Annotated in this window: 22 protein-coding genes and 2 tRNA genes; 10 read left to right on the top strand and 14 right to left on the bottom strand. The window is 43.3% G+C overall.

Going from position 1 to position 23422, the window contains the following annotated elements; all coding sequences use genetic code 11:
* Positions 1-3: 3 nt before the first annotated feature.
* The 8 genes from DWU89_RS12295 to DWU89_RS12260 form a co-directional block, all read right to left on the bottom strand.
* Complete coding sequence (locus DWU89_RS12295; protein WP_115499935.1) at positions 4-1557, bottom strand: NAD(P)/FAD-dependent oxidoreductase; 1554 nt, start codon at positions 1555-1557, stop codon at positions 4-6.
* Between the two features lie 2 nt (positions 1558-1559).
* On the bottom strand, positions 1560-2270 hold the full coding sequence (locus tag DWU89_RS12290; protein WP_115499934.1) for a hypothetical protein: 711 nt from the start codon (positions 2268-2270) through the stop codon (positions 1560-1562).
* Entirely contained in the window at positions 2267-3016 is a 750-nt protein-coding gene (locus DWU89_RS12285) for a hypothetical protein (protein WP_147292114.1), read from the bottom strand. Before DWU89_RS12285 ends, DWU89_RS12290 begins: the two co-directional genes overlap by 4 nt.
* An 11-nt stretch (positions 3017-3027) precedes the next feature.
* Complete coding sequence (gene radA / locus DWU89_RS12280) at positions 3028-4398, bottom strand: DNA repair protein RadA (protein ID WP_115499932.1); 1371 nt, start codon at positions 4396-4398, stop codon at positions 3028-3030.
* A gap of 12 nt (positions 4399-4410) precedes the next feature.
* Positions 4411-5367: a hypothetical protein gene (locus tag DWU89_RS12275; protein ID WP_115499931.1), complete on the bottom strand. Its 957-nt coding sequence runs from the start codon at positions 5365-5367 to the stop codon at positions 4411-4413.
* A 17-nt stretch (positions 5368-5384) separates the two neighbouring features.
* On the bottom strand, positions 5385-5921 hold the full coding sequence (locus DWU89_RS12270) for a ferredoxin domain-containing protein (protein WP_115499930.1): 537 nt from the start codon (positions 5919-5921) through the stop codon (positions 5385-5387).
* A 44-nt stretch (positions 5922-5965) separates the two neighbouring features.
* Positions 5966-8077, bottom strand: coding sequence for a KamA family radical SAM protein (locus tag DWU89_RS12265; protein ID WP_115499929.1), 2112 nt, complete (start codon positions 8075-8077; stop codon positions 5966-5968).
* Positions 8078-8307: 230 nt separating this feature from the next.
* Entirely contained in the window at positions 8308-9225 is a 918-nt protein-coding gene (locus tag DWU89_RS12260; protein ID WP_115499962.1) for a helix-turn-helix domain-containing protein, read from the bottom strand.
* A 264-nt stretch (positions 9226-9489) separates the two neighbouring features.
* Between DWU89_RS12260 and DWU89_RS12255 the strand changes: the two genes are divergently transcribed.
* The 4 genes from DWU89_RS12255 to DWU89_RS12235 all read left to right on the top strand — a co-directional run bounded on the left by DWU89_RS12255 (position 9490) and on the right by DWU89_RS12235 (position 12273).
* Positions 9490-9756, top strand: a complete 267-nt coding sequence (locus tag DWU89_RS12255; protein ID WP_187574936.1) for a hypothetical protein — start codon at positions 9490-9492, stop codon at positions 9754-9756.
* Between the two features lie 46 nt (positions 9757-9802).
* The gene (locus DWU89_RS12250) at positions 9803-10366 is read left to right on the top strand and encodes a sugar O-acetyltransferase (RefSeq protein ID WP_115499928.1); all 564 of its coding nucleotides are present in this window, start codon (positions 9803-9805) and stop codon (positions 10364-10366) included.
* A gap of 4 nt (positions 10367-10370) precedes the next feature.
* Positions 10371-11849 (top strand): flavodoxin, encoded by a 1479-nt coding sequence (locus tag DWU89_RS12245; RefSeq protein WP_244205903.1) that lies wholly within the window; start codon positions 10371-10373, stop codon positions 11847-11849.
* 103 nt (positions 11850-11952) lie between these two features.
* Positions 11953-12273: a dehydroquinate synthase/iron-containing alcohol dehydrogenase family protein gene (locus DWU89_RS12235; RefSeq protein WP_392391930.1), complete on the top strand. Its 321-nt coding sequence runs from the start codon at positions 11953-11955 to the stop codon at positions 12271-12273.
* Positions 12274-12607: 334 nt separating this feature from the next.
* On the opposite strand, the gene DWU89_RS12225 is transcribed toward DWU89_RS12235, so the two are convergent.
* The 5 genes from DWU89_RS12225 to DWU89_RS12200 form a co-directional block, all read right to left on the bottom strand.
* Positions 12608-12695 (bottom strand) — tRNA-Ser (locus tag DWU89_RS12225).
* A gap of 317 nt (positions 12696-13012) precedes the next feature.
* Positions 13013-13603 (bottom strand): sigma-70 family RNA polymerase sigma factor, encoded by a 591-nt coding sequence (locus DWU89_RS12215; protein ID WP_115499960.1) that lies wholly within the window; start codon positions 13601-13603, stop codon positions 13013-13015.
* A gap of 85 nt (positions 13604-13688) precedes the next feature.
* Entirely contained in the window at positions 13689-14915 is a 1227-nt protein-coding gene (locus DWU89_RS12210) for a spondin domain-containing protein (protein ID WP_115499926.1), read from the bottom strand.
* Between the two features lie 39 nt (positions 14916-14954).
* The gene (msrB, locus tag DWU89_RS12205; RefSeq protein WP_115499925.1) at positions 14955-16025 is read right to left on the bottom strand and encodes a peptide-methionine (R)-S-oxide reductase MsrB; all 1071 of its coding nucleotides are present in this window, start codon (positions 16023-16025) and stop codon (positions 14955-14957) included.
* Positions 16022-16477, bottom strand: coding sequence for a DUF417 family protein (locus tag DWU89_RS12200; protein WP_115499924.1), 456 nt, complete (start codon positions 16475-16477; stop codon positions 16022-16024). Before DWU89_RS12200 ends, msrB begins: the two co-directional genes overlap by 4 nt.
* Positions 16478-16652: 175 nt before the next feature.
* Between DWU89_RS12200 and DWU89_RS12195 the strand changes: the two genes are divergently transcribed.
* The 6 genes from DWU89_RS12195 to DWU89_RS12170 all read left to right on the top strand — a co-directional run bounded on the left by DWU89_RS12195 (position 16653) and on the right by DWU89_RS12170 (position 22965).
* Positions 16653-17228: a DNA-3-methyladenine glycosylase I gene (locus DWU89_RS12195; protein WP_115499923.1), complete on the top strand. Its 576-nt coding sequence runs from the start codon at positions 16653-16655 to the stop codon at positions 17226-17228.
* 29 nt (positions 17229-17257) lie between these two features.
* Positions 17258-18151, top strand: a complete 894-nt coding sequence (locus tag DWU89_RS12190; RefSeq protein ID WP_115499922.1) for a hypothetical protein — start codon at positions 17258-17260, stop codon at positions 18149-18151.
* Positions 18152-18458: 307 nt separating this feature from the next.
* Complete coding sequence (locus DWU89_RS12185; RefSeq protein WP_115499921.1) at positions 18459-19301, top strand: AraC family transcriptional regulator; 843 nt, start codon at positions 18459-18461, stop codon at positions 19299-19301.
* Between the two features lie 139 nt (positions 19302-19440).
* A complete protein-coding gene (gene araJ, locus DWU89_RS12180) occupies positions 19441-20580 on the top strand; it encodes an MFS transporter AraJ (protein WP_115499920.1) in 1140 nt (379 codons plus the stop codon).
* 42 nt (positions 20581-20622) lie between these two features.
* On the top strand, positions 20623-21792 hold the full coding sequence (locus tag DWU89_RS12175) for an iron-containing alcohol dehydrogenase (protein WP_115499919.1): 1170 nt from the start codon (positions 20623-20625) through the stop codon (positions 21790-21792).
* 30 nt (positions 21793-21822) lie between these two features.
* Complete coding sequence (locus DWU89_RS12170) at positions 21823-22965, top strand: NAD(P)-dependent alcohol dehydrogenase (protein ID WP_115499918.1); 1143 nt, start codon at positions 21823-21825, stop codon at positions 22963-22965.
* Positions 22966-23105: 140 nt separating this feature from the next.
* On the opposite strand, the gene DWU89_RS12165 is transcribed toward DWU89_RS12170, so the two are convergent.
* Positions 23106-23190: transfer RNA gene (locus DWU89_RS12165), tRNA-Ser, on the bottom strand.
* Between the last annotated feature and the right edge of the window lie 232 nt (positions 23191-23422).

The raw sequence follows: 23422 nt of genomic DNA, 5'->3' as shown, positions 1-23422 counted from the left end.
CCCCTATTGGTTGTCCAAATAATGGCCAGCACCTTCCGCACAGCGTTCACCGTCGATCGCAGCAGAAACAATTCCACCCGCATATCCGGCACCTTCACCACATGGAAAAAGGCCTTTTAACGTTACATGTTGGAAGCTCTCTTTGTCGCGCAGTATGCGGACAGGCGATGAGGTGCGTGTTTCCACCCCGATCATCAATGCTTCGTTGGTCAGGAATCCCTTAGATACTTTTCCGAAATAACGGAAGCCTTCACGTAGCCGGCCTGTTACAAATTCCGGCATCCAAAAATGTAGCGGAGAAGCCAATAATCCCGGTGTATAAGAAGATTCCGGAAGATCAAAAGAATTTTTCTTATTGATAAAATCTGCCATTCGCTGTGCGGGAGCAGTCTGCTTCATCCCGCCATTCAGCCAGCTGAGTTCTTCCAGATGTTCCTGAAATTCCATTAATCCCAAGGGGGAGTCCGAAGGAAAATCTTCCGGACGAATCTCCACAACCATTCCGGAATTAGCCCAACGAGACCCCCGGTTGGATGGCGACATCCCATTGACCACCACCTGTTTTGGGCCACTGGCTGCTGGAACGACAAAGCCGCCGGGGCACATGCAGAAAGAGTAAACTCCCCGTCCGTTGACCTGCGTAACGAAGCTATATTCGGCAGCCGGCAGATATTCCCCTCTTCCTTCCTTGCGATGATATTGGATCTGATCGATCAGCATCTGAGGATGTTCCAGGCGGACCCCGACAGCAATGCCTTTTGCTTCGATTGGGATCTGCCGGTCGTGTAAGTAGCGGTAGACATCACGTGCGGAATGACCTGTTGCCAGGATGACCGGACCGTAGAAGCTTTTGCCTGTATTGGTTTCCACGCCGGCAACCTCTTCGCCATGGATGATCAGGGCATCCATGCGTGTTTCAAAATGAACTTCGCCACCGCAGCGGATAATTTGCTCCCGAATATTTTCGATCACGCGCGGCAGTTTATCTGTTCCGATATGCGGATGGGCGTCTGCCAGGATCGATGTGCTGGCACCAAATTGGCAAAAGATATTCAGGATCTTGTCGACCGAACCGCGCTTCTTGCTACGGGTGTAGAGCTTGCCATCCGAATATGCTCCGGCACCTCCTTCACCAAAACTATAATTCGATTCGCTGTTCACTTTATGCTCGCGGCTGATCAGGGCGATATCTTTCTTTCGTTCACGAACATTCTTTCCACGTTCGATCACGACAGGACGCAAACCAAGTTCGATCAGGCGGAGAGCTGCAAACAGACCTCCCGGGCCAGCGCCTACCACGATAACTGTTTTGCCAGCTGAAACATCTTTATATTCCACCGATTGGTATTCCGGTTCGTCCGGCTGTTCGTCGATGAAAACACGCAGTTTTACATTCACATAGATTGTCCGCTGGCGCGCATCGATCGAACGTTTCAGTACCCGGACAGCCAGGATATGCGGAACGGATGTCCCCGTCTCACGGGCAACAACCTGTTTCAACGACTGTTCGTTTGCAGCCTCTTCGGGCAATATACGGAGTTGTAATTCTTGTATCATTGTTACTTCTTCAGATTCAAATAAAAAACCAAACCAGCCTGTGCCCGGTAGCCACTCCAGTCGACCTCTACGGGTAATGGGGATTTCGGATTTCCGAGTTGGCAGTCTTCTTTTACCGCATCCCATTCGTATCCGACACTCAGATTCAGCGCGATGTTGCGGCAGAGGCCAAATTTAATACCAAAAGTTGGTTCCAGAAAGATGTTTGTACCGGAATATTTATTTTTACTTTGGTTGCTACTTTCCGGAGCAGACTCTATAAACAAGCTGTAGAGCTCTTTTCCTCTGGTCAGCACGACACCGGACGAGAGCTGTACATAAGGCTCAAAGGTGAAAATACCCAGTTCTTCCTTCGTCAGGCGGAAGCGGTAGAAAGCCCCTAATTTGTACCCTTTGTTATGTAACTCATAGTTGCAGTGCCCCGAATAATCGGCTACGCCTTTCTTCCCCGCCGTATTCATATAGTTGAAAAGCACCCCTGCATGATTACGTTTCCATTCAATCCCGATGCGGGTATCCTGGGTGACATAACCGGGGAACTTGTCGGTTGTCTGGGCATTTACAACAGGGAGTGCAAGATCTTTTAACCGGTCTTTCATTTCGGACATCTGGTAAGAACCATGTCCGATGTTATACTCGACAGTCAGCGATTGTGCCTGTCCGAAGCGGACGGCAGATAAGACGAGGCATATAAAAAGCAGTATCCGTTTCATTTCTCCGGGGTGTTTTCAAGGTTAGACATATTTGCTACCAGAACTGCCTTGCCAAGGGAATAAGGACGATGGGTCTCGTCTTTGAAATAAATATAGACCTCGTACGTGCCGCCACCACCGGTGTATTTCTCGTCTACGAAAGAACGCTGGTCAAAATCGTAACTTCGCCGGATATATGTATAATTCTCGATGCTATATTCGATTGTGTAGTAATCGAAACCGTTACGCTCCGATTCGTCTACTTCCCAGAATATGACTGGATGCCCTTCTTCATTGATTTCATACGGCAGGAGTTTGTCGCTCCCGTTACGCGCATCAACCTTTAGAGGCCAACTGCGCTTTTCTACATAATGTTCGGTCCCGACCTGTCCGGCAACCGTCCCACTATTTGTCCGTGCAAAGATTTCGCACGACAACTCATAAGAACCATTTGGAATCCGGTCTACGTCCAGCACAAAATCGCATCGGATTCCATCGCTTTCCCATTCCAATTCACCTAAGCGGATGATTTGCTTCTCAACTTCAAATCCGGGCAACGGATAAATTTCGCATACAACATTCCCGCTATGTTTCACCACATAGATCTCGTTTTCCAAATCATGGATAAAACCATAAAAATCCACACTCGTCGTGACCGAGTCAACCTGGTGATTTTCCATCTCCACAAAATTCTCCCCTAACTGATACTCACAGCTCGTAAACAGGAAGAAAACACTCACAAATAGATAAACAACACTTTTTCTCATATAAATATAACTTATCCGAACAATTGCCGGAAAGCCTCTTCCACCTTGCGCACCTGGATGATTTGAATCTTGCACTTGGATGAGTCGAAGCCTTTCAGGTTATTGTGCGGGATGATAATGCGTGAGAAGCCCAACTTCTCCGCTTCCAGGATACGCTGCTCGATGCGGTTCACCGGACGTATCTCGCCCGACAACCCCACTTCGCCACACATGCAGATACCCGACTCGATCGTAATGTCGAGACTGGAAGAAAGTACGGCGCTGATCACAGCCAGGTCGATCGCCGGATCGTTCACCTTCAGGCCACCGGCGATATTCAGGAAAACATCTTTCTGGACCAACTTGAAGCCAGCGCGCTTTTCCAGCACGGCCAGCAACATATTCATACGTCTGAGGTCGAAGCCCGTCGCGCTGCGCTGGGGCGTCCCGTAGACAGCGGAACTCACCAATGCCTGCGTCTCGATCAGGAAAGGGCGGACGCCTTCGATAGCCGCCGCGATGGCGACGCCGCTCAGCCCTTCGTGATTTTGCGTCAGCAGCAGTTCGGAAGGATTGCTGACTTCGCGAAGCCCGTCCTGCCGCATCTCGTATATCCCCAACTCGGCCGTACTCCCGAAACGGTTCTTGATGCTGCGGAGGATGCGGTACATATAGTGTTGGTCTCCCTCGAACTGCAGGACCGTGTCGACAATATGTTCCAATACCTTCGGGCCGGCAATGCTCCCTTCCTTGTTGATATGGCCGATCAGAAGAACGGGCGTCCCGCTTTCCTTGGCATATTTCAGGATAGCCGCGCTGCATTCGCGTACTTGGGTGATACTGCCGGGAGAGGACTCCACGACTTCCGTATAAATGGTTTGTATCGAGTCGATAATCAACAGGTCGGGCTGTACATTTTGGGCTTGTACGAAGATCTGTTCAAGATTGGTTTCGCAAAGGATAAAACAGTCCGGGTTTTCGTGGGCGATGCGGTCGGCACGGAGTTTCAGCTGGCGACTGCTCTCTTCGCCGGAGACGTAGAGCGTTTTCAGTCCGTTCAATCCTAAAACAGTTTGCAGAACGAGGGTCGATTTCCCGATACCCGGTTCGCCTCCGATCAGGACAAGCGAGCCTTTCACCAGGCCGCCTCCGAGGATGCGGTTCAGCTCCTGGTCCCTCAGGTCGATGCGCGATTCCTCTTCGGAAGTGATGTCGCAAAGCAATACAGGCCGTACCTTGCCGCCGTCCGGCAAGCCGTAGAGCGCCCGCTTTCCGGCAGGCTCTTTTGCCACGATCTCTTCGACATACGTATTCCACTCGCCGCAAGAAGGACATTTCCCAATCCATTTCGGGGAGTCAGCCCCGCAATTGGAGCAGACATAGACAGTTTTTGCTTTCGCCATTGTTATTTTGTTTTATCCGAAAAGGTCAAGTGTCAACTGCTTCTTTTCGGCTTCTAACTTCCGCAGGTGCCGTTTGCCTTGCGGCGTGATGATTTCCATTTTGTCGAAGCGGGTCCGGATGACTGTCTCGACAGTGTAGCTGACGTTGACCACTTCGCCTAACTCGCTCATCTTCCGCTGTATTTCCAACACGCAGTCGATGCACATGCCGCTCTTGAAGGTGATCTTTTCGTCGAACATATCTTTTTTGAAATCTTCGTCGCACATATAGAAGTCGATCGTTTCTCCTCCTTTGTTATAGATCCCTTTCCAGCGGTAGCGGGCGTCTTTCAACACAGGCGAGATAATCTCGATCGTCGCTTTGTTGTCCTTGACAGGGGGCAGTTCGTCGGAACGGAGGATATAATAGTCGAACTGTTCGCGCTTGACTTCCAGTGAACCGGAACGGCTCCGGTTGTTTTCGTTCAGTTCACGTAAAGTAAACCGGGTTACTTTCGGATAACCGCGCACAGTCTCATAGAAATTGGATTTACATTTACAGAAACGGGGCGATGCACTCAGTAGTTCCACTAATTCGTGCGAAATCGTGACGCCGGGCAGTCTCTTTTTCAAATTGTTACGAAGGAGCGACACTTCACGTTGCATCTTCTCCTCGTCTGCCGTCGTACGGTCTGCCGCCGGCTGTCCGCCAACCAGTAGGGAAGGACGTGTCCATACCTGCATAAACAGATTCAGGACGATCGAGATCAGGCGGCTGTTTTCGCCTGCCGCCGACCATATCTCGCGGAATCCTTCTTGTTGCTGGAACGATTCGCAGTAGACCGTCATCTTGACATCCAGCATGTCTGCCAATGACCGGAGAAGGGAAAGGACTTCTTTCTCTGCCCGGTGTTTGATCATGGCATCCATGTAGTTGGACTTGTCATTGAAGTAATATCGAAGTTCGAGTTTGTTATCAAACTTAATCATAAACACAATTTTATTAGTTAACCTTCAGTCTTCGGTTTCCGGTCGAAGAACGGGTTTTTGGAAGACGCGCTAACCGGAATTGCCATCACGCATTTGCAGTCGCCCAGCATCCCCAACCGTTGGGCTGCCAAACCGGCGCTGAACATGACGCGTGTATCCAAGCGGAGATCCGATGCTGTGGCGCAGGCCGAACCGATTGCGATACCCAGGTCCACCGAATTGATGGCGCAGGGGACGGCATCGGGCTTCTCCACACAAGTGGGGTATCCGCAGTGTGCGCAGTTCAAACCCTGTACCTGCTGGCGCGTGCCGGCAATCATAATCGCTTCGGCCTGGAGGATATTGTCGGCGTCGCGCAGGAAAAACTTCAAACCGGTTTCGCCTGACATGATAATAAGTTCTTCGGAAAGACGTTTGATATCTTCGTCCGTAACCATTGCCACCTCGATGATGTCGATGCCTTTCCCTTTCGGGGCCGTCCGGGCGGCTGTCATCATCTGGCGGACAGCCTGTAACACATGCTCGTGTCGTGTTTCTCTTTCGTTCTCTATCATTTTAATATTGGTTTAGCACGAACAAAGATAACACATTACTCGTTTTATAGCTCAAGATTCGTCATCTTTTCTGTAATATCAAAAGGATAATCGGGGTATTCGTAGATACTGAAGCGCGGTTCGGTTACGCCTTCGGAATAATTCCAGATGCTGAGGTACTCTTTGATGTCTTCGCCCATTGCCTGTAACTGGCGCAGGTAGGCGGCGATGGACTTGTTTTCGACAATATACACCTCTCCCATACGATTGATGATAGGGCTATGGAGGCGTCCGGCGTCATGCTCGAATTTCAGGATACGTTTTCCATCGGCAGTCATGCCGACTGTTTTGAATGTCATGCTTTTACCGATAGCGGGAAGATTCAATACATTACGGTCGGTTGCTGCAAACAGGAGATGGTTTTCCCGGATGAAATTGACCAGCTTCTTTCCCAATGGACGTTCGTAGCGGATCAGGCGGTAAAGCTCTTTCTGTTTTTCTTTCGGGACAAGACCGAATATCTTTTCCTCTTGCTGTTCTTGCAAGGAGCGGCTGTTCGGCGTAAAGACTGCATAATTTTCATGAAAGCCCTTGACCGAAAATGTGTAATAGCATACGACACCCATCGCGTTCAGCGTCTGCCGCAGCTTGGCCGTATGTCCGCGCCGGGAGGCGGCAACGGTATAGACCAATTGGTTGGTGATGATCCATCCGGCAGACAGAATCGCTTCGATAGCCTTTTTCGCTTCCGGCGTCACTTCGAGCGGAGACTGGAAATGCGTCTGGATAATGAACTGCGAAACTCCGATGCGCGATGCTTTCTCTTTGAAATCCCTTAAAATAGTAACCAAATCATCCGTGATGCGCAGTGGCAGGTAGGCAAGCAGGCGGGTTCCAAGACGGACACGCTGCAGTTCGGCATACTTTTCTCCATCCGGGCGGCTCTCGTTCGCTTTTTGTTTTCGGGCTGCCATTTTGTAGACGGCATCGAGGATGTTACGCAGTGTCGCATTCTGGCTCATCAACGCGTCGCCTCCGGTAATCAGGATATCCCTGAGCTGTGCATCTTCTTCGAAATAACGCATAAGGCGTCGCAGCTTCTTGTCCCAGGTCTCTTTCGGTTTTAAAGATTCGAAATCGAAATTCAGACGTTCGCTCTGGAAATCGTACATACGTTGGCAAGAAGCGCACAAACCACCGCAAGCCCGTCCCATCGAATCGGGAATCAGGATCGCCACGTCCGGATAACGGCGGTGTATGTTATGCCCTTCCGGCAGTAGCCATCCGGCAGCATTGGGTTGGCCGGCCACGACGATGTCCTCTTTTTCCCAAGCTTTTATCTGTCCGTATGTTTCAACCAACTCTTCGGAATAAAGGACATAGGAACGGATCGTGGCGTCGTCATATCCGCTTGTGTTGGTGTTCAGCAAAGAAAGGTAATAAGGCGTTACGAAGAACGGCATTCCTTTTTTCCGGGCACGCGCCAGTAATTGCATTGTCTCCTCCGATAGGGAGCCACCGAGAAAATAGTTCAGTTCCGTCGGGCTCTTAAATGCCATTGCAAGGTGGAAACGGCTGGTATTCCACCAATCCTGCACCATTGTGTACTTTTCCGCATAGCTCATTCCTTCGGCAAACTGAAAGCGGGATGTAGGTGCATGGCGCCGTTCGATCTTGCGTATCAGTCCGGCAATGATCCGCTCCTTATTGGAACGGCGTATCGCCATCACGTCTTCATCCAAGCCGGTAGGCCAACGGTTCATTTGCCGTTTGACAAGCGAACGGTCCGGTATAACCTCTTCCGGATTCTCCAATAAATCAAACTGCCGGAACAGGTCTATAAATAAATCAGGTGAAACAGGCTCCGTCAGCTTTCCGGTCAAGAGCTGCCATAGATAGGTGATTGTCCGTACCGGTATATTTTCGCCGGTCGAGAGCTCGGAAACGATGGTGTCGTCATGTTCGATTAGTAGAAGAATATGTCTCGCCACGGCATTGCCCATATTGCTTCCGCCGACAGTCTTGTCAATGCGTGAAGAGACAAAAGAGCGCAGAGCCTCTTTAAAAAGCTCTGCGCTCTCGCTTTCTTCCGCCATTGCCTGCAACTGGGGAAAATCTTTCTTAAATTCTTTAGTCAATTGTGGGATGTCATACGCGAGTAATCTTCTTTTAATCATAAGCAAATACTTTTGGAGGGTTATAGAATGTTAGTTTAAATGCATTTGCTACAAATATACTATTTTTTCTCCGCTATTGAAAGTGTTTTACTTATAAAACATCTTAAACACCTTGTAAAACACAGCAAAATGACAATGCTAAGATATATTTATTACAATTTTGTTACTTCCGTTTTGGTTTTACTTCATACAGGTCGTGCCGATTGTCTATGACATATTTATTTTTTCATTTATGCTGTTGCCACATTTTGATTACGATATTCTTTGGGAGTACACCCTACTTGTTTTTTAAAAAAACGCATGAAATGTTGAGGATGTTGGAAACCTAACATTTCTGCTATCTGCTTTGTATTCAGATTTGGGTCAATCAAAGCATTTTTAGCCACGTTTATCATCTTCAACTGTATAAACTCTTGCGCAGTTTTCCCTGTTTCCGATTTTACCAAATCACCCAAGTAATTAGGTGAAAGACAAATCTTGTCAGCAAAATATTTCACTGTGGGGATTCCATACAGTGATGCCTTACCGGAATCCATGTATTCATCGAGTAACTGCTCAAAGCGAACAAGAACATCATTATTTATTTCTTCACGGGTAATGAATTGGCGTTCATAAAATCGCATACAATAGTTGAGCAACACTTCGATATTCGAGATAATCAACGATTTAGAAAATTTGTCAATAGGATGCTGTAGTTCACGCACTATTTTTTCCATATAATCTTGTAGAATGATGCGTTCCTCTACCGATAGGTGTAACGCCTCGTTGGAAGCATAAGAAAAGAAAGAGTATTGTTTGATTTTCTGTCCCAATTCCGTCCGATGCAGGAAGTCGGGATGAAATAACAACCCAATGGCTTCGGGTACAACACCATCTTCCAAACGATGAATACCAACAGTTTGTCCCGGAGCAAAACTTACCACTGTTTCATCATCGAAGTCATAGACGGTCTTACCATAATTAATAATACACCCTGTTGTCTTTTTCAGAAAAAGCGCATAGAAACCAAGTGTCATTTTATGTGTAGGTTGGGGCACAGACTGGTCGAAATGCACAATCCCGACTAATGGGTGGCGTGTTTCAAAGCCAAAGAACTTATTGTACTGCTCAATGGTATCTGCTTTTATAATATCCACATTGTCTTTCATCTTATTTGAATGTTTATAGTACATAAATCAATCTTGTAATGCAAAGGAAACATATTTTTTTGTATTAGGAAAAGGCAGACAGGTAAAAACAGTAATTCAGATACATTAATCCGTAACTTAGGTACTTCATTGATTATTAGATGTTATCAAAAGTATAATCTTCCGTAATCGGGGTACTTTACCCCGTAAGAAAGGTATCTGCCTTATAAATGAAACCCTCTAATTTTGCATCGAACAAATTAATTAATTTAAAACAGATAGAATATGAAACGTACAGTAATGACAATGATTGTAGGGCTGGCGTGTATAGCTACAGCTTTTGCACAAATGAGTGAAGAACGTGTTCCAGCAAGAGAATTTGCCATGTTTTCAGCCAAAGACACTTTCCGACCTTACGAATTTACCCGTCATGCCATTGGAGAAAATGACATTCAAATTGAAATCCTTTATGCAGGTATCTGTCACAGTGACCTACACGCTGCTTGGGACGAACAGATAAGGCTTGGCATAATGTTTCGGACGGAAAAGTAAAGTTCCGCTATGTGATTGACATGAGTACGTTGAAAAAATGAATAGGATGAATAAAGTTATTGAAAGGATGCGAAACGGAGAACGGATTACAGAAACGGATGCTGATTTTCCTCTCCTCTACTCCGAAATAGAGAACACAAAGAAACTTGTTTGTGAACTGAATAACAAATACCATTCCCCTGATGAAATTCGGACGTTACTCGAACGTATTTGGGGACAACAATTGGACGCTTCGGTACGAATGTTTCCACCGTTCTATACAGCTTTCGGTAAACTAACCCGTGTAGGCAAAGAAGTGTTTATCAACTTCGGTTGCACTTTTCTCGACCAAGGTGGTATCACGTTAGAGGACGGAGTATTTATCGGACCGGAAGCAAAAGTTGTAACCGAGAACCATCCCGAAGAACCTGCCTTGCGGCATAGGTTATTAGTAAAACCGATAGTTATAAGGCGTAATGCGTGGATTGGTGCAGGAGCAATTATTCTACCCGGAGTAACCGTAGGAGAAAATGCCATTGTCGCCGCCGGAGCAGTAGTTACGAAAGATATACCGGACAATGTTATAGTAGCAGGTGTACCCGCTAAAATCATAAGAAATATTAAACAGTAATTATATGAATATGTTGTTATCATCCCTTATTCTTTTGTCGGGATTATCTTTTGCTACGGCTGCTTGCAGCCCTACAGAAGAACCAGCCAATACGGAAGAACCGACACCTGCTCCTGAACCGGAGCCAACACCCGAACCACAACCGGGTAACGGACACACATTAGTGGTCTATTTCTCTTGTACCAATACCACGAAAGGTATTGCGGAAAGAATTGCAGAAATTACCGATGGAGCACTTCATCGCATCGTTCCCGAAACGCCCTATACAAGTGAGGACTTGAATTATAACAATTCCTCGTCCCGTGCTAACCGTGAGCAGAACGACCCGGCTGCACGTCCGGCAATAAGCAGTAAAATCGAGAATTTTTCGGACTATGACGTGGTTTTTCTTGGTTATCCTATTTGGTGGGGAAAAGCTCCTAAAATAATCCATACATTCCTTGAAAGCCTAAATCTATCGGGCAAAACCATCGTGCCGTTCTGTACTTCACATTCCAGTGGCATCGGTTCAAGCGATATAGATTTGCACGAATCGGCAGAGAAAGCCGCATGGAAAAAAGGAAAACGTTTTAATGGAAATGAATCAGCAGGAACAATTAAAGATTGGATTGAAAGTATGAATTTGAATTTGAATCAAAATAGCAATGTAGGCGTGTTCAACCTCTCGAAAGGTGAAAATGGGAAAGCACCTACCGTAAGACTTAGCAGTGGATATGATATGCCCATCGTTGGGCTGGGCACATACAGTCTGCATGGTGATGTCTGTGTAAATTCCGTCAAGGCGGCTCTTGCTTCCGGCTTCCGCAAAATTGATACGGCACATATGTATGACAATGAAGAAGAAGTGGGACAAGGCGTTCGTGAATCGGGCGTGCCACGTGAAGAAATCTTCGTGGCAACCAAACTTTATCCTAATCAATTCAGCAATCCCGAAGCAGCAATAGAAGAATGCTTGCGTAAGCTCGACATCGGTTATATTGACTTGATGCTGTTACACCATCCGGGAACTGACGATGTAAAAGCATATAAAGCAATGGAAAAATATGTGGCGCAGGGCAAGATTCGCTCCATCGGATTATCGAATTATTACATAAAGGAAATGACGGAGTTTCTGCCACAAGTAAACATTAAGCCTGTATTAGTACAAAATGAAATACATCCTTATTATCAAGAAAAAGGAATTGTCGAATATATGCACAGTCAAGGCATTGTAGTAGAAGCATGGTATCCACTTGGAGGCAGAGGTCATACGGCAGCTTTGTTAGGTAATGAAACCATTAGCAAAATTGCAAACGCTCACGGCAAGTCTTCGGCACAGGTCATTCTACGTTGGGATTTACAAAGGGGTGTGGTTGTCATTCCCGGTTCAAGTAACCCCGACCATATCAAAGAAAATATATCCATTTTCGATTTTGAACTGACGGATGAAGAAATGTCGCAAATCGCCGCACTCGACCGGAACGAGAAGCATGACTGGTATTAAACCTTTTGATACAAACGCATATGAAAAAGGTGAAAATCACAGTGCTACACACTACATTTAATGAAGATTTCACCCGTGATTATGGAATGCCGGAAGTCAAACCATGCTTTGTTATAAATGGAAACGAATATGGATTACAATCAGTACATCCCCACCCACATTTATCATGCACCCGGCATTATTTCCATGTCTTGCTGTAGTCGATGCAGAACTGATGCTTTCCGTGCCTCCACTGTTTACTGCCTTTCAGGGATTTGATACATTGTTCCATAGCGTAGAGGGCTTCATTGCCGCCAGCGCAAACCTTGCCAGCGATATGAATGCACGTGAAGCTATCCGCAACATTACTGAATATCTGCCCCGTGCCGTTAAGGACGGTTCTGATTTGGAAGCACGTACACGTGTAGCTTTCGCCAATACATAATCGGGAGCAGTGATGACACTTACCGGTCGCTTGCCCGGAGAAGCATTGAAAGATGAAGAAGGTGTTGCCAACATGAAGAATCTCGGACAAAATATAGCGTGGTTATTGAACCACCTTAAATAAGATATAATTTTTCTTTTTACAAAGCAATTGCTGTGAATACTAATAACTTGTTAAATGTGAGATAGATAGGCGGTAGGTGAATTCGGACTTTCTACGGTCATTTCGGGACAAATCGTTACCGTTTTTGTCCGGTAGGGAATAGGTAAGATATAGTAACGAAACTATGTCTTTTACAGTCTTTTTGTTGTCTTATTTTGTCCAGCCGGTTCAGCGGAGAGAGCGGGATTCGAACCCGCGAAACCCTTTAGGGGTTTACACGCTTTCCAGGCGTGCCTCTTCAACCACTCGAGCATCTCTCCTTGTTTTCGGAGCGCAAAAGTAAAACAACTTTATAAGAAATCCAAGCTGTCACCCATTTATTTTCTCTTTTATGTCCATTTTAAACTGCTCCACTTCTTCCTTTCCAAATCGGCAGTTACAAACTTCTTTCTTCCTGCCCCTTTTCATCAAACGGTCTAAAAAGACAGCTTTTGTATTATATGCGCGACACAACCGGCAGAGTGAAAGGTGGATAGCCAAACGCATCCTTTCCGTAACCGACAAGGGAACATGGATACGCTTTTCGATTAAGTAGGTTGCCTGTTTGCATGACAACGTAAATATATGTATAAACTCTTTAAGCATTTTGACCTCCTAATTTAAACCAGTGAATATCGAGGCACTTTCTTAACTGAAGACGGCTACGCTGCAATAGCTTCCAGTAATTGGCAGTCGACAGGTTTAGTTCGCGGCATATTTCCACCGCTTTTTGTTCCTGAAGATAACACTTGTTGACGACAATCAGCCATTGTCGGGGCAGATTCCCAAGACATTGATTGAATACCTCATAGAAACTGTCATTATTTAATAGTGTACTTACTGCAAACTCGTCCTCCTCCCAAGGGTCCGCCACGTCTGGCTCGATCCATTCACCGTGTTTGTCAAAAAAAGTCTCGAAAGATAATGATTGGGAGTTCCCGTTATACCGCTTTTTGTATATATCGGCGATTTTATGTTGCAATATGCTTGTCAGCCAAGTTAATGGCGTACTTTTCCCCTGAAAAGATTCTCTGCTTTTGTAAGCCGAAAGAAAAACTTCTTGAACTACATCTTTGGCATCTTCTTTATCGGACAGCAAATAATAGGCTCTGTCCAAGAGTGTTTTTGAGTAGTCGTCTATCCATTTCTCCAACTCGAAAGCCGATGTGGAAATGCTGTTTTGTCGCATTTGTTTATTGATTAGAAGTCGTGAATCCAGGGCATGATTCTCAAGCACCTGTGCCCTGGATTCTTCTGTTACAAAGATACTATTATTATCGGATAACTACCTTCAAAACATTATTTATTGTCGGAACCGGGAACATATCATCTACTTTCATAATAGATGCGTCCTCTTTTTCCGGCATTCCGATGAAAAGTCCCTGTGCATTTCCGGCTCCTGGATATTGGCTAACAGCTGTTCCGTCATCAAAAAGAGCAGTCTTACCCGTAATGTCACCTTTGAAATTAGCAGGAATCATGGCTTCATTTGCATAAAACCAGTCATTGGAATAACCAAACATGGTCGCATAGGCGATATGGTCACCTTCGGTTGCTTCAAACTCTATTTCCACTTTTTCACCCGGTGCTACCGGAGCATCGCCGGCAACATAGACCATTCTTACATCAGGCATCTTTTCCAATGAAGCCTTCAAGGCTGATGCATCACCCTTCTGCGCAAGGTTAGCCAGACCTATTCCGGCATCTTTCTTTCCTGCTTCATAGATTGGGTTGACGTCTCCCGTATAGACTACAACTATGGCTGGAGAAATGCCTGTGATGATGCCTGTGTTGGCAGAAATCTTTTCCGCTAAAAGAGAATTGTCGCCCATTTGTGCAATCGCTGTTATTTCTGCATTCGATTTTGCTCCGGCTTCATAAAAAGGCATCCCGTTCAGAAGTTCCCCGTTGAATACATTCGAAACTGCCCATACACCCGGTGAAAAAGGGGTCTCGTTATCACTGCCACCAGAGGTGTTGGTGATAGTCAACTCAAATTCAGAAGAACTGGCCATATAATTCAGCTCCAGCTTCATCAGCTTCGAAGCGTCGATATCAGGAACCATCATAATGCCGACATCTTCTTTCTCATCAGTCATTCCGGCTTTCGTCCCGTTATCCCATAGTTTGATTTGCGAAGAAACATCTCCCGTCATAGGCACACCGTCATTATTATAAAGTTGTAGGCCCGGATTCTCTGGTGCGAAAAACCAGTCTTTCGATGCTCCGTACATCGTGGCAAACATCAATGCCTGTCCTTTACCTGCATGGAATGTAAAGCGGATACTCTGTCCCGGTAATACCACAGGCGCGTTAATATCTTCACTTCCCATTCCTACAAATGTTCCGCTCTCTACAAAATCTTTAGGTTCCAATACATTCTCAAAAGAGATTACCGAAGAAGCAAGTCCCGGCATGTCCTTTTCATCCTCATCACTGCATGAAACAAATGCTGTTGAAACCAATGCAAACATTGTTGCTGCTAATAAATACTTTTTCATATTCGTCTGTTATTAAATTGTTTGTATAATAAAAATTCTTTATTTCTTTTCCAGAAGTGGAATATAATCGGCGTATCCTTCGGCTTTCATCCTGTCTTTCGGGATAAACCGGAGTGATGCGCTGTTGATGCAGTAGCGCAATCCGCCTTTATCGGTCGGACCGTCATTGAACACATGTCCCAGATGTGCATCTCCGGTTTTGCTGCGCACTTCAATACGCTGCATACCATGGGAATTATCTGTCTTTTTCATTACCAGGCTCTTATCTATGGGTTTTGAAAAACTGGGCCAACCACAACCGGAGTCGAATTTATCGGTCGAGATGAATAAAGGTTCACCTGTAGTTATATCGACATATAAACCTTCGCGTTTTTCATTCCAATATTCGTTCCGGAAAGCTCTTTCCGTTGCATTCTTTTGTGTTACGGCGTATTGTTCGGCTGTCAACCGGGAACGTAATGTCTCGTCATCCGGTTTTTGATATATCTTTTGAGGCGAGAAAGCTGCTTTCTTGGCCATGTCGAACAATTCAGGGCTGATATGGCAATAACCGTTCGGATGTTTGTCCAGATAATCCTGATGATAATCTTCTGCCGGAAAGAAATTCCTCAGCGGTTCGACTTCTACGACAACCGGTTTGGTATATTGTTTGGCCAGGGCTTCCACAGCCTGTTTGATAACCGGTAAATCAGCTTTATCTGTGTAATAAATGCCTGTCCGGTATTGTGCTCCTTTGTCGTTCCCCTGCCGGTTAAGGCTTGTCGGGTCTATCGTTTTGAAGAACAGATCTATCAGAAAGTTCAAATCGGCCTGCTGCGGATTGTAACCGACTTTTACTGTTTCGGCAAAACCGATATTATCATTGCAAACCTGCTCGTAAGTCGGATTCTGTACATCCGTTTTTCCATTTGCATAGCCCACTTGCGTATTGACTACGCCATTAATCTGTTTTATGAAATGTTCTGTACCCCAGAAACATCCGCCTGCAAAATAAATTTCTTTTACGTCACTCATGTTTGTATTTTTAGAGAGCTGTCCGCTCATTGTTTCTTGTGCTGTTGCCAATCCTCCGGATATGAACAAAGCGATGATTAGAATAACATTTTTCATACGTCTTTCGTTTTTAAGTAAGTAAACCCTAACCCTAACATTGGGATGTCTTTTAAGATCATAAAATTTGTAATCGGAACGCCATCTACCGTATTCCACATTCCGGGAGTCGTAAACAGGAAACTGAATGTTATCAGGAATGTTGCGATAAGGCAGAATGCTGCAAAGGGCCTCAATGCATCATACTTTAGACTGAAAAGCAACAGAAGTCCTGTTGTAATCTCGATCACACCGAAAAGATTGGAGACCTGCTGTACGCTTAATACGTCATATAGCCAAAACAGTAAAAAATGATTTTCAACCAAAGGCTTGATACCGGCCGCCTCAGTCGGTGTAAATTTGAAAAAGCCGATCCACAGCATAATCAACACAATACCAAAAAGCGATATATAATACCCAAGGCGTGCAAGTTGTGGAAACGGGGTGACGATGTAATTGATAATTGATTTCATGTTCTCTTTCTTGTTAGTTTGTAATTTCGTTGTTTTACTTCTTTTGTTAGGTTAGTCTGTCATACTACAAAATACTGACACACTTTGGGCGATTTTTTTTCATGTTTTTGAATGATTGTTCCTTTTTGTATCTTTGTATATGGAACAACGTACTAATAAATAATTGGTCATAAATATGGAAGATATAATAAATGCCCGTTGCGGTTGGGCTGGAACAGACGAACTATACATAAAATATCATGATGAAGAATGGGGCAAACTCGTCACTGACGACAAGGCTTTGTTTGAGTTTCTGGTTCTTGAAAGTGCCCAGGCTGGGTTAGCTTGGATTACTATTCTCCGCAAACGCGAAGGATACCGGAAAGCCTTTCATCATTTTGATGTGAAGAAAGTAGCGCAGATGACATCAGAGGACATCGAGCAATTGATGCAATTTGATGGGATTGTCAAAAACAGGTTGAAAATCAAGAGCACAATTAATAATGCAAAACTATTTATGGCTATTCAGGAAGAGTTCGGCAGTTTCTACAAGTACACTTTATCATTCTTTCCCAACCGGCAACCTATTGTCAATAATTTCAAGAGCTTGAGCCAGATTCCCGCCACATCTCCCGAATCGGATGCTATGAGCAAAGATATGAAAAAGCGAGGATTCAAGTTCTTCGGGCCGACTATTTGCTATGCTTTTTTACAGGCGGCCGGTTTTGTGAACGACCATTTGGAAAACTGTTTCTGCAAGGCGGCTCAATAAAAGACGAGGGGTGTAACTGTTAATGTTTCATGATTACTATTGATTCAAAAGCATTAGAAGATCTTATTAATATATATCGAGCCGAATTATTGGAGGTTGGATATGATACTTCTATAATAACAGATGATCATCAATTGTTAATAACATATTATACTATTAAAAAACGGCTCATTCCTCAATGTTCCCGCCAAGTACACTATGCTAATAATTTCGTATGCCCCTTTCAACTTCAAAATGGATTAGATTTACTTAAAGACAAATTTGAAAGAGGGATAGATGTACGTCCTCACCTGAGTAAAACAATAGAGCGAATAGATAAGGAAGATAAATTACTTTATTCTTGGAATATTCATCATTTTCATTTAGGTGAAGCTGTAACATCAGATGGTTTTATTCAACGTACAGGAGATGTACTTTTTGCAATCTTAACGCCTAATGATGTCTATTTTCTTTGTATTATGGGACATGACAATTGGTCTAATATAGAGTTAGTACAAATTATACATGATAATTGGCCTCAATTAATATCGAATTTTAAAGTAGAAGGTGAATTCGCTATCAAGTTTGACTCTCAAGATATAAAAGAACTCCGAAAAGCTGGCCTTAATGTTGGAATAACAATGAGAGATGGGACAAGCTACCTTCCGATGGGAATGGGATTCGCATTAACAGGACAAAGCGCACAAGCTGTCATGGATTCCAATCATGAATTTCATCGAATTAAAAGATTAGAACAAGATATTCAAAATGAAAGTGAAACTTTGTTTGAGCATTGTTCATCTCAACTAATGAATAGGTTTAGACAAAATGGTATAGAATTAAGGATACATCAAGCTATACATGCTTTGGTTGCATATGATTCTAAAACGGGCCAAAATATAGCTGTTGTACCTCATTATACTCTCCAAGAAGAAAATATTTAACAACATCACTAAAACGACTTCACATACGAAGATAGTAGAAACCACTCATTTGTCATAATAAGTCTGTATTTTCAAAGGTACGTTCCTCGTCTATATGATAAAGATATTACCCCTACCGATAGCTTATACTCCCAAAAGAGCATTATTATTCACTATTGGCTTTTAAGAAAAGTAAAAAGAACTTTTAAGAAAACCTGTCTCAACACGAAACGCCATATTTTTGCATAAAATAAATATCAATCTATAAGAGATTAATTCACATCTAAACAAAGTTGCATATCTTTGTTTATCAAATAAGACTCAAGTCATGGATACAAAATCGGGTATAGTCGTTTACAATTACATGGACACATTTTATTGTTGCCTTGTAGAGAAAGACAAATGGTGTGAGGAGATGGTTACAGAGCATATGTTGGTGTATATCTGTTCAGGAGAATTAGAACTTATTTCTCCCGAAAAACGGTATCATTTAAAGAAAGGAGATGCCTTTTTTTTGAAACGTAACCACATGCTCCGCAAAATTAAGAAGCCATCAAGAAACGGAGAACCTTTCAAAGGATTGTTCTTACAATTAAAAACGCCTTTCCTGAAAACTTTATTAAGCGAAAACCAAATAACTGTTCCTTTAGTTAATAACTCTCATCTTGCTAAATCAGTTTATGTTTTATTGGAAAAGCACCCTTTTTTGAAAGGACTATTTATGTCACTTGAACAATATTTTGATGCCCGGCAATATCCGTCAAAGGAGCTAATGGAAGCTAAACTGAAAGAAGCAGTATTCGTTTTACTTCAATTAAAGCCAGAACTTGGTTCGGTTCTTTTTGACTTTGCAGAACCGTGGAAAATTGACTTGGCTGATTTTATGACTAAAAACTATAAATGCGACTTGTCTATAGAAGAATTTGCACATTATACAGGAAGAAGTTTATCTTCTTTCAAAAAAGATTTCTTCTGCGTTTTTAATAACACACCAAGTAGATGGTTGATAAAAAAGCGTTTAGAAGAAGCCAAATGTCTGATAACCGAGAAAGGAGAAAAGCCTGCAGAAGTGTATTTAAAGGTGGGCTTTAAGAACCTGTCACATTTTTCTACTGCCTACAAAAAAGAGTTCGGCTTTCCACCGTCCGTCATAAACTCTACTGCCATATAGAGAAAATAAAAAGACTTTTCAGCAAAGAAGAAATAACGAATAAGAAAAACAGTACAAAGCCTCGGGCAGCTACTTTTGCATCATCAAAATCAAACGGTTTTGATGATGTTTTTTTATGTCTTTAAACAAACGAATTGTTATGAAGAAAAGTCTTATTGCACTTGCATTCGGTACACTTGGATTAGGTATTGCAGAATTTGCAATGATGGGAATATTAGGAAGTGTTGCCGAAAATTTGCAGATTAGCATCTCTGCCGCCGGACATCTGATTTCAGCTTATGCTTTGGGGGTATGTCTGGGTGCTCCTGTGCTCTTGTTGGTACGCAAATATCCTTTAAAAAAGATTTTGTTGTTGTTGGTAACCATCATTGTAGTTGGTAATCTCTGTGCTGCGGCAGCATCTGATTATTGGATGCTTTTACTTGCCCGTTTTTTGTCGGGTTTTCCACACGGTGCATATTTTGGAGTGGCATCTATCGTGGCACAACGGTTGGCAGACAAAGGAAAAGGTTCGCAAGCTGTATCGGTTATGATTGCAGGCATGACCATAGCCACAGTATTTGGTGTACCTCTTGGAACAGCACTAAGCAATACCATTTCATGGCGGCTAACTTTCCTGCTGGTAGCTTGCTGGAGTTTACTGACGTTCTATAGCATTTGGCGTTGGATTCCTCAAATGGATAGTTTGCCTGATAGTGGCTTCAAAGGACAGTTTAAGTTCCTAAAGTCACCTGCACCGTGGCTTATTATCGGTGGTACTTTATTAGGAAACGGCGGCGTGTATTGTTGGTATAGTTATATAAATCCACTTTTAACGAACATTTCGGGCTTCTCAACAGATAGCCTTACTTGGTTAATGGTTATTGCAGGTTTCGGTATGGTGATAGGCAATCTGCTTGGCGGACGTTTGGCTGACCGTTTTCGAGCCGGACTTGTTGCTGCCATTGTACAATCGTGTATGGTTTTCACATTGTTATTGATATTTTTCTTTTCACCTGTTCCGTGGCTTTCTGTCGTATTAATGGTTATAGGCACAGCAGGATTATTTGGTGTAGGTAGCCCTTTACAATACCTGATTATCCGTTTCTCCAAAGGTGGTGAAATGTTAGGTGCAGCAAGCATTCAAATAGCCTTTAATATAGGAAATGCTGTTGCAGCTTATTGTGGTGGTCTGATATTACAAGCAGGATTTGATTTCCGTTATCCGGCTTTAGTAGGTATTCCTTTTGCTGTGCTTGGTTCTATACTATTATTTATTCTGCATAAGAAATATGAATGATAAATAAATTTCTAACAATTCAAATTATAGGAGATTATTACAATGATTACCAATTTTACTTATTTCATTCCTACGCGCGTATTGTTCGGAGCAGGACAGTTAAATCATTTGCACGAACAGCAATTACCCGGAAAAAAAGCTTTGATAGTTACGACTTCCGGTAAATCGGTAAAAAGAAATGGAACATTAGAACGAGTAGAAAAACAGTTGGAGATGGCAAACGTGGAATACACGCTTTTCGACCGAGTTCATCCCAATCCTACCCTTGCTAACGTAATGGATGCTTCCATATTGGGAAAAGAAAGCGGTTGCGATTTTGTTATCGGTTTAGGCGGTGGCAGTGCGATGGATGCAGCTAAAGCCATTGCTTTTGCAATGACTAACCCCGGTGATTTATGGGATTACAGTTTCAGTACAACGGGCGGCAAAAAAGAACGTATAGCCCAACCGCTTCCTATCGTATGTATCACCACAACAGCGGGTACAGCCAGTGAAGTCGACCCGTGGGGTGTCATCACAAAAGAAGAAACAGGAGAAAAATCAGGATTTTTCAGCGGAGAAAGCATGTACCCAATTCTTTCCATCGTTGACCCCGACTTAATGATGACTATTCCATCCCAATTTACGGCTTATCAAGGAATGGATGCTTTCTTTCACGCAACAGAAAGTGTTATCAATACTAAAAATCATATAATGGGTGAAATGTTCGCATTAAAAGCAATCGAACTTGTTGCAAAATATCTACCCCTCGCCGTTAAAGACGGTTCTGATAAAGAGGCACGCTATTATATGGCAGTGGCTAATTCACTTGCCGGATATTATATGCTTTGTACATCTGCACATTCTATGGAACATTCACTTGGCGGGTTCTATCCCGAACTGCCACATGGAGCAGGTTTGATTATGATTGCACATGCTTACTATCAGAAGTTTGCCGATTTAAAAGTTTGTGAAGGACAAATGATAAAAATAGCAAAGGCGATGGGGGTTCACAATGCTATTTCAGGACAAGATTTTGTAAATGCTCTCGACAAATTGATTGCGGACATCGGGATGTCCGATTTAAAAATGAGTGATTTCGGGATTACAAAAGAATATCTGAAAAGCTGTCCTGAACGTACCCGTAAAGTTATGGGCGGTGACATTTCCGCAGACCCTGCTGAATTATCAGATATGGATATGCTGGAAATTTATCTACAATCTTATAAATAAACAATTTATAAATCATAGAAACAACTAAAAATGAAAAAGTTAATTTATCTCTTGTCAGTAATTTTACTGACTATCAGTTACAATGTTCAAGCACAGAGCAATCAAGTACATGACGGTCATGTACATTCAAAAGGTTTTGTAGCAATGGATAAAAACGGGGTATTTACACCGTATGAATTTGAAAGAAAAGCTATTGGTGACAATGATGTGTTGATTGAAATCATGTATTCAGGTATCTGTCACAGCGATATTCATCAGTCACGTGATGAATGGGGCGGTTCAATTTTCCCTATGGTTCCCGGACATGAAATAGCAGGGAAGATTACCCAAGTAGGAAAGAACGTAACTAAATTTAAAGTAGGAGATTACGCTGGTGTCGGTTGTATGGTAAACTCCTGTGGAATTTGCGAACATTGCAAAAAAGGCGAAGAACAGTACTGCGATAATAACAAAACCGTTTATACCTATAATTCAAGGGATTTTGATGGAGACCCCACAATGGGTGGTTATTCCAACAATATTGTTGTCAGCGAGCACTTTGCACTCAAAATACCGCAAGGTGCAGATATGAAACGTATTGCGCCATTGCTTTGTGCAGGAGCGACCACTTATTCACCACTGAAATTCACACATGTAGGCAAGGGTGATAAAATTGCTATTGCCGGATTTGGCGGATTAGGACATATAGCTGTACAATATGCAGTTTCCTTTGGTGCAGAAGTAACCGTATTTGATGTATCAGAAGATAAACGTAATGATGCCTTACGTATGGGGGCAGTCAAATTTGTGAATGTAACTAATCCGGACGAACTTAAAGGCTTGGATAATTCATTTCGTGTAATCATCAGTACAATTCCAACTAATTTTAATGTAGAACAATATGTGCGGATGCTTAAAGTTGATGGAGAAATGGTTCTAATTGGAATGCCCGCCGCTAATAAAATTCCATCTGTTAATACCGGGGCACTCGCAGGTCGCCGCAAAATATATGGAACTTTGATTGCTGGTATTCCTGAAACACAAGAAATGTTGAATTATTCTGTTACACATAATATTTACCCTGAAATAGAAATGATTGAAGCAAATGCAGATGCAATAAATCAAGCATATCAATCCGTATTAGATGGGAAGGTAAAATTCAGATATGTGATAAATATGGAAACTTTAAAATAAATCACCTCCCGATTAAATAAACGATTCCGGATAAAGGTCTTTTAAGGGCAAATGATACCCAGTAGGGCAGGCATAAGGAAATAAAAATCCCACAAATTATTGAATTTGTGGGATTTAGCTGTTTTATCCTATTAGTTCAGCGGAGAAAGAGGGATTCGAACCCCCGGAACCTCTCAGTTCAACGGTTTTCAAGACCGCCGCAATCGACCACTCTGCCATCTCTCCATGTCTGTAAGACGGGTGCAAAAGTAATTGGTTTGTTTGAAATATGCAAACATTTTGTTTTATTTCTTCTCGGATTCTTTGTGCTTTGTTTTTCTATGCTTGATTGTCAGAAATATAACAAGTCATATACTAAGGGCGTTTGGCTCAAAATTGTCAAGTTTTGAACCTCCTGCAAATCTGATGAATATTACAATAACCCCCTTTTTTGCCATTTTTCTATTTCGTCTGAAAT

Source organism: Parabacteroides acidifaciens (genome assembly GCF_003363715.1).
GTDB classification, from domain to species: domain Bacteria; phylum Bacteroidota; class Bacteroidia; order Bacteroidales; family Tannerellaceae; genus Parabacteroides; species Parabacteroides acidifaciens.
This window is presented reverse-complemented; position numbering and strand designations above follow the sequence as displayed.